Genomic DNA, 8212 nt, shown 5'->3' on the forward strand with positions numbered 1-8212 from the left:
GTGCGTCGGCGGCCGACCGCCGACCAGAAGAGGCGAGGGAGAGGTCTATGTCGACGGAAGCCGCTATCGAACCGACGTACGGGAACTGGCGCCGGCCACGCCGCGCCGGGCTGGGGCCGTTCGGTCTGCTCGGCACTGTCGGGGTCTTCGGCGGGCTGGTGGTGGTGCTGCTGGCGTCTCTGGCATCGCTGCAGGCGGCGATGGTGATCGGTACGCCGTTCGTGCTGGGCCTTGTTCCCATGGCGGTGCGCACCCCGGACGGCCGCAACCTGTACCAGCTCGTGACGCTGCGCATCGGCTGGTCCCGGCGCCGGGCCCGGGGCGAGCACCTGTACGTCTCGGGGCCGCTGTCGGCCCGTCCCGAGGGTCGGTTCGCGCCGCCCGGCATGCTCAGCGGGGTGGCGGCCCTGGAGGGGCGGGACGCCTACGACCGGTCGTTCGGGGTGCTGCACCACCGCCGCCGCAACCTCTACACCATCGTGCTGCGCTGCGAACCCGACGGCGGATCGCTGGTCGACCCGGACCAGGTCGACACCTGGGTGGCGCTCTGGGGCGAGTGGCTGTCCCGACTCGCCCACGAGCCGGGGCTGCGCGGCGCGTCGGTGGTGGTGGAGACCGCGCCCGACCCGGGCACCCGGCTGGCGACCGAGGTGCTGCCCCGGCTCGACGCTGACGCCCCGCTCGCCGCCCGCGCGGTGATGCAGGAGGTGGTCGAGGACTACCCGTCCGCGTCGTCGGAGATGAACTCGTACATCACCCTGACGTACGCGCCGGTGGGCGGGCCCCGCCGCGACCCGGAGGACGTCATCACCGACCTGGCCATCCGGGTGCCGAGCCTGCTGACCGGGCTGGTCAGCGCGGGCGGAGGGGTGGCCGAGCCGCTCACCGCCGAGCAGATCGCCGAGGTGGTCCGGGTCGCGTACGACCCCGCGTGTGCCGCCGACGTGCTCAGCGTCCGCGCCGAGCACGGGCACACCGGGCTGGAGTGGATCGACGCCGGGCCGGTGGCGGCGATGGAGACGGTCGACGCGTACCAACACGACTCCGGGGTGTCGCGGACCTGGCTGCTCACCCTCGCACCCCGGGGCACGGTCCGGTCCAGTGTGCTGCGGACCATGCTGGACGCCTCCGCCGGCACCCGCCGCAAGCGCGTGGCGCTGCTCTACCGCCCGATCGATCCGGCCACCTCGGCCCGGATCGTCGAGGCGGACCGGCGGACCGCCCAGTTCATGGCGACCTCCGGTCGCGGCATGGTGCAGGCGCGGGCCGCCGCCGAGGTACGCGCCGCCGAACAGGCCGCCTCCGAGGAGGCCACCGGCGCCGGGCTGGTCGAGTTCTCCCTGATGCTCACCATCACCGTCGACCGCCCCGACCAGCTCGACGACGCGTCGGTGGTGGTACGCAACCTGACCGGGGCCGCCCGGATCTCCATGCGTCCGGCCAACCGGATGCAGGCGGCGGCGTTCAGCTGCAGCCTGCCGGCCGGAATTCTGCCCTGGGAACAGACCATGCTGCCGCACGAACTCCAGGAGGCGATGTGAGCACCCCACTCGGTGCCGGTTGGCCGGCCGGGCACGCCGGGGCGTCCACCGCGCTCACGGGCCTGGTCGGCGACCCGGACGACGAGGCCCCCAAGCCGGCGAAGGCCGCCCCACCGAAGCCCCGCCGGGACTTCCCGGTCTCGGCGCGGGGCTGGGACGGACCGGGCGGCGGCAAGGTCGGCTACCTCGACGCGCCGACGATGTGGCGGGCCACCACCGTGCAGGCGTGCGGGCTCTGGCCGTTCTCGGCCGGCTCCGGCGCGCCGATGTCCGGGGTGCCGCTCGGCCAGCACCTCTTCACCGGCGCGACGGTCTGCGGCGACCCGATCTCCTGGTTCACCCGGGCGAAGTACATCTCCAACCCGTCGCTGTTCATGCTCGGTATGCCCGGCCTGGGCAAATCGACCCTGATCAACCGGATGGCCGTGGGACTGGCCGCCACCGGTGTGGTGCCGCTGGTCCTCGGCGACCTGAAGCCGGACTACGCGGACACGGTCCGCGCCCTCGGTGGGCAGGTCATCTCGATCGGCCGTGGGGTCGGCGGCATCAACGTGCTGGACCCGGGGGCGATGGGGCTGGCCGCCGAACGGATCGGCGGCAAGGCCGGTCAGGCGCTGGCGGCCGAGACCCACGGCCGGGTGCTCAACATGGTGGCGGCGCTGCTGACCATCGTGCGGGGCCGCGCCCTGGACGACCACGAGCAGGCGGTGCTCTCCGCCTGCCTGCGGCACCTGCGGGAACGTACCCCGAATGGGCGTGCCCCGATCCTGCCTGACCTGCTGCGGGTGTTGGAGGAGGGGCCGGACCGGGTCCGGGCGGTGACCCTGGACCGGGGGCAGGAGACCCGGTACCGGGACGCGGTGGACCCGCTGCACCGCTCCCTACTCGGCATCCTCGACGGCGCGCTCGGCGACACCTTCGGTTCGTCCACCTCGACCCGGATCAACCTGGACGCCCCCGCCGTCTGCATCGACATCTCCCGGATCGGCGAGTCGGACACCCAACTCACCGCGGCGGCGATGCTCGCCGCCTGGTCTGATGGCCTGGGTACGGTTGCCGCCGCGCATGCGATGGCCGACGCCGGAATGGCACCGCGCCGCTGGTTCTTCACCATCCTGGACGAGCTGTGGCGTCCACTGCGGGCGGCCTCCGGCATCGTCGACCGGATCGACGCGCTGACCCGGCTCAATCGCTCACTCGGCCTCGGCGACGCGAAGATCACCCACACCCTCAAGGACGCCGAGGCGCTCGGCACCGACGCCGACCGGGCCAAGGCGCGCGGCTTTGTCGAGCGGGCCGGGATCGTCGCCTGCGCCGGACTGCCGGCCGCCGAGATGACCGACCTGGGCCGGGTGATCGGCCTGTCCCGCCGGGAGATCGAGCTGGTGTCCTCCTGGTCGTCCCCGCCGGGCTGGGCGAGCAGTGGCAGCAACGAGGAGCCGCCCGGCCGGGGCCGGTTCCTGATCAAGGTCGGTGGTCGACCTGGCATCCCGATCCGGGTCTCCATCACCGACACCGAGCGTCGCCTGCACGACACCAACCTGCGCTGGGTGCAGAACGGTTTCGCCGAACAGCAGGCCGCTGAGCGGGCCGCGGCCCGGCAGGCGGCCTTCGAGGCCGAGGCCGAACTGGGCAACCTGAGCACCCAGCCGGAGTACGCCCAGGTGACCGAGGGACCCAGCCGGGGGTGGGAGGCGTGAGCGGGAGGATGTCCTCCGGCCCGCCACGCGGGTCCGACCTGTTCTTCTGGGCCTTCTCTCTGGTCGTCCTCGCCAACCTCGGGCTCTTCATCGTCGCCTGGACGGGCGGCACGCTCGGCGCCGGGCTGACCGGGCACGGCTGGCGCCCGCCGCCGTTCACCATCGGCTCGTACTTCGCCCTGGTCTCCGGCGACCTCGACACGCTCTGGCCCGGCGCGTCCCCGTACGCGGTCTACGGGGGGATGGTCGTGGTGGCCGCTCTCCTCGTCGTGCCGGTCGTGCTCGTCGGGCGTTGGCTGCTCGACCGCCGCAACCAGGGCGTCGGGCTGGCCCGCAGAAGCGATCTCGCGTCGTTGGCCCCGGCCGGCATCGCCGCCCGCGCCCGGGAGTTGCGTCCCTCGCTGGCCGGGATGAAGCACCTACCGCCGGACGAGACCGGCAACCTGCTCGGCGACCTGTCTCCGAACGGCCCGGAGTTGCGCTCCTCCTACGAGGACGTGGAGTTGGACCTGATGGCACCCCGGGCCGGAAAGTCCACCGGCATCGCCATTCCCCGGGTGCTGCGTGCCCGGGGCGCGGTCCTGCTCACGTCCAACAAGTCCGACGTGTACGCGGTGACCCGCGCCGAACGGGAACGTATCGGCACCGTCTGGACCTTCGACCCGCAGGGCATCGCGCACGCACCCCGGGAGATGTGGTGGGACATCCTCGCCGACTGCGTCACCATCGAGGGCGCGCGGCGGCTGGCCGGGCACTTCGTCGCCTCGGTCAACGACGACAGCTCGAAGAAGGACTTCTGGATCTCGGCGGCGCAGAACACCCTGACCGCGCTCTTCCTGGCCGCCGCCCGGGGGCGGGCCCCGGTCACCGACCTGCTCGGCTGGCTCGCCGACCCGGCCGACCGCACCCCGATCGACCTGCTGCGCGACGCGGGCATGCAGGCGATGGCCGAGCAGTTGCAGGGCACCGTACGCGGGGCCGTGGAGACCCGCGACGGCATCTATGAGACCGCCCGGCAGTGTGTGGCGTGCCTGCTCGACCCGGAGATCCTCTCCTGGGTCAGCCCGGACCCGTACCTGCCGCAGTTCCGTCCGGATCGGCACGTCCTCGGCCGGGACACCCTCTACCTGCTCTCCAAGGACGGCGGCGGCTCCGCCGCCGGAGTGATCGCCGGGCTCGCCGACGCGACGCTGCGGGCCGGGGTGGTCGCCGCCGAGCGGATGGGCGGCCGGCTGGACCCGCCGATGACCGCGGTGCTCGACGAGGCGGCGAACGTGTGCCGGATCTCCGACCTGCCCGACCTGTACTCGCACCTCGGCTCGCGCGGGATCAACGTGGTGACCCTGTTGCAGAGCTATCGGCAGGGCTCCCGAGTCTGGGGCGAGGCCGGCATGGACGCGATGTGGGGTGCCGCCACCATCAAACTGCTCGGCGCGGGCCTCGACGACGCCGACTTCGTGGAGAAGATCTCCAAGTTGGTCGGCCTGCACGACGTGAGCACCGTCAGCATCTCGCGTAGCCGGGACGGCTCGTCGCGGTCCGTCTCGTACCGTCAGGAGAACGTGCTGCCAGCCGACCGGATCCGGGCGCTGCCGAAGGGGACCGCTCTGCTGCTGGCCACGGGCGTCCGACCTGCGGTGATCAAGCTGCGTCCCTGGTACAAGGAGCCGGACGCGGGACGAATCTCGGCGCTGGCCAAGCAGGAGGTCGCGGCGATCACCGAACGGGCCACCGCCAAGCTCGGCACGGGGTGGTCGTAGGGCTTCGGCAGCCTCATCGGGACGCGATCAAATCTCCCGTTATGAGGTGAACCGCGTCCTGTCCTCCTCCGTAGTGCTGGCGACAGAAGGCGTGCGACAGCACGGTGCCGCCGCACGCGGCACCGTGCTACAGAAAGGCGGCAACAGTGGTCAGGTACGCACCGTGGCAGATCGGACTCCAGCAGGAGGCACTCGACGACAGGCGTCAGGAACTCGCCGGGATCATCGACCGTCTGCCGGAAATCAGACGTCGACTGTGGAGCGGCAGCCGCCACGAGAAAGAGTTCGGCGTGGCGGTCGCGCGCTACCGGTTCGTCGAGGCGATGCGCACGTCGTCGCTCAACAACCCGCCGGACCTCGGTTCCTCCGAGTCACGGCGCTTCGAGCGCTACCAGCGCAATGCCCGGACGCTTGTCGACGAGCCGGTCCGCGAGCTGATCGAGACCGCACGGCAGCGCTGCGCGGAGCTCGACCGGCGCGGCAGGCTGGTGAACCCGGCCGACCGCGAGGACCTGAACCGGGCGAGGAGCCTGTTCGGGCAGAAGTTCGAACTGGAACGCGACCTGAGGGAGTCCCGGCAGCACTATGCCCAGCAGGTGATCGACGATCTGCGCAGCCGGATCAACGTCGCCAATCAGCACGGCCGCTTCGCCGCGACCGGCGGCCAGAGCCTGGAGGTCCTCCACGCCCAGGTGCGGGCTCCGGAGGCCAAAATCGATCCGCCGACCCAGGAGATCGAGTTGGGCCAGGAGGGAGCGCTGGCAGAGCATTACGGGGAGGCCGCCTGCGAGGAGTTCGCGTCCCTGATGGCCTGCGCCGGGCACCGGGATCTCTACGACCCGGCCACCCGGACCGGCGACATGATCACGCGGAAGGACTTCTCCGATGTGACGTCGGCACCCGGCGCGCCGGCTGCCGCTCGTGACCACGTGGTTGTCTACTTCGGTCCTCCTGCCGCACCCGAGGGCGTTGTCTGCGAGGCGTGGACGCGCCAGCCGAGAGCCCTCGGCGCCCTTGAGTATTCGGTTCGTGAGGCCCATGCGTACGACAACAACTATCAGAAGTGGGCGCACGGCAGGGACTACCTGGCCACAGCCAGAGCCCAGTACCTCGATCACGAGTGGATCGCGAATCATCCGCGGGTGGACATCACCGCCAGTCCGAACACCGCGACCGCGACCCTCGAGGCGATCGAGGACCATGCCGACGCGCACGCCGTGTACCAGATCGGGCACCCCTACCACGGTGTCGCGGACCCTGCGCTCGGCCAGCCACTGAATCAGGACACCCTCTTGGCGACGGGCGCTCAGGGCTTCGCGGTGTACCCCGAAGACTGGTCTCCCGCGCCCTTGACTCCGGCGTCGGACCAGGCCGAGGCGCTGGGCCCCTACCTGCCCGCAGGCGCGGCATCGCTGTCGTTCGGCGACCGGATGCTGCCCATGGCTCACGGTTCGGGCTCGGAAGGGGAGTCGTCGTCGGCGGAGCCCGCGGCACCTGGCCACTTCGCCTATGACCAGTTCGGCTACGACCAGTTCGGCTACGGACACCCCGTCTGGAGCGCCTCGGTCGAGGGACAGTTCAGTGATCTGTCGGTCTCGGACTCTCCGTCGCCACCGGGGCAGACGGACCCGGGGCCGAGTGTCACCCAGCAGGCCGGATCCTCGCACAGCTGGACTCCCAGCCAGACGCTCGCGTATCTCGCGCAGGTCAACGCGGCACGCGCGGGCCAGGACTACGCCGAGCAGGGGTACCCCGCGCAGGAGTACCCCGGGCAGGGGTATCCCGCCGGGAGTAACACGCAGCAGCCCGCCCGCCGGGGCGGGCGCGGTCGGTAGCCGGCATTGCCGCCGTGACCGGCCGGGGTCCGTCCTGGGTACGGCCGATCACGGCGGGCGGGCCATTCAAAAAGATCTCCGTTCCGGACTGAACCGGCGCGCCGAGTGCCGCGTAGAGCGGGAATCCACGTCCGCCGTCGTCAGGAGACGATGAAATGGAACGTAGTCAGAACTCCAGACAACCCTACGACCACGGAAGCGGCTACCAGGGTTCCAGCCGCAGCGCCAGCGACCAGGGCGACGACAACGCCTACGACTTCGGCCCGGCGCTCGACGAGAACGGGTACCCGTCGCACATGAACGTGAGTGTCGCTCCGTACGCGACCATGCAGCCGTTCTCGAGCAGCGGCACCAGCTCCGCACCGTACCCGTACCCGTACCCGGCCGCCGCCTCGCCCTCGCCGCAGGGGCCGTACGACTATTCGACCGGCTTCGAGCAGTCTGTCTCGGTCGACGAACTCGCCAACCAGTTTGAGCGTTATCAGCTCGCCGGCAACCTCGCCTCGGTTGACCACGATGTGTGGGAGGCGCAGCGCGCCTTCGCCACGTCACCCGCTGATGACCGGATGCCTGAACCTGCCCCGGTGACGCCTCCGCCGCCTTTGGACTTCGCCGAACTGGAGGCGAGCACGAGGGCGTGGGAGCAGTGGGCTGATCAGCAGGTCGCCGACGGACTCACCAACCTCGTGACGGGGGAGCCGTTCCAGCTCGGGACGCGCCCCACGCAGCAGGAGGAAGTGGTCGTCCCCGACCGCTCCCCGCTGGCCAGTCCCAGCCACACCCCGAGTGGATCTCCGCCTCTTCCGCCGGTTGGCGGCCCTGCGGGCGGGCCTGACGTGGAGGCGGGGCGGGCGGACACGTTCGCGCTGCACGAAGACGGGCAGACGCTCATGCAACGTGTCAAAAATGGCTGGCAAGTTGTCATGGACGAGGAGGTCCGGACCCGGGTCCTGTACGCGCTCGGCAGCACGCTCGAGGCGTTCGGGCGATCCGCCGGATTTTCTTACGCCATCGCGACCGGCAACGCTGTGATCCTCGGTGCCGACATCATCAACAGAGGTCAAAGCATCTACAACAACATCACCGCGCCGCAGGTCGACATGCCGCGTCTGGCCCGGGACACCGCCGACGTCGTCGGCCTCACCACCGGTATCGCGGCCGGCTACACCGTGATCTCTGGTGTGAACAAGGCATTGTCAACGGACGATCACCTCGTCATCGACAGAAGTCATGTCCGAGCGGCGGGTTATCTGGGCGGCGCCGCTGCGGTCGCGTACGGGGCCGGTGCGGTTTTCGCTGGCGTGGACCGGAACAGAACGGCAGCCGGGCCCGCCGACACCGGCAGCGAGCCCGCGCTGCCCGAAACGTTCGACCGG

Annotated in this window: 5 protein-coding genes; all 5 read left to right on the forward strand. The window is 71.0% G+C overall.

The features are described 5' to 3' along the window. The first annotated feature begins 47 nt into the window (after positions 1-47). Entirely contained in the window at positions 48-1541 is a 1494-nt protein-coding gene (locus tag ABZ808_RS01295) for an SCO6880 family protein (RefSeq protein ID WP_356999226.1), read from the forward strand. Further along, the gene (locus ABZ808_RS01300; RefSeq protein WP_356999229.1) at positions 1538-3241 is read left to right on the forward strand and encodes an ATP/GTP-binding protein; all 1704 of its coding nucleotides are present in this window, start codon (positions 1538-1540) and stop codon (positions 3239-3241) included. Before ABZ808_RS01295 ends, ABZ808_RS01300 begins: the two co-directional genes overlap by 4 nt. After that, positions 3238-5001 (forward strand): TraM recognition domain-containing protein, encoded by a 1764-nt coding sequence (locus ABZ808_RS01305; RefSeq protein WP_356999232.1) that lies wholly within the window; start codon positions 3238-3240, stop codon positions 4999-5001. Before ABZ808_RS01300 ends, ABZ808_RS01305 begins: the two co-directional genes overlap by 4 nt. A 146-nt stretch (positions 5002-5147) precedes the next feature. Further along, positions 5148-6836 carry a hypothetical protein gene (locus ABZ808_RS01310; protein ID WP_356999235.1) on the forward strand — a complete coding sequence of 563 codons (1689 nt, stop codon included), beginning with the start codon at positions 5148-5150 and terminating at the stop codon, positions 6834-6836. Positions 6837-6991: 155 nt separating this feature from the next. Then, a partial coding sequence (locus ABZ808_RS01315) for a hypothetical protein (RefSeq protein WP_356999238.1) occupies positions 6992-8212 on the forward strand: 1221 nt, incomplete at its 3' end.

The sequence above is a fragment of the Micromonospora sp. NPDC047527 genome (assembly GCF_040643015.1).
Classification (GTDB): domain Bacteria; phylum Actinomycetota; class Actinomycetes; order Mycobacteriales; family Micromonosporaceae; genus Micromonospora.

What these genes read in the sequence shown, in the direction of transcription:
- ABZ808_RS01295 (WP_356999226.1), top strand. Translation starts at nt 48, where the DNA reads ATGTCGACGGAAGCCGCTATCGAACCGACGTACGGGAACTGGCGCCGG.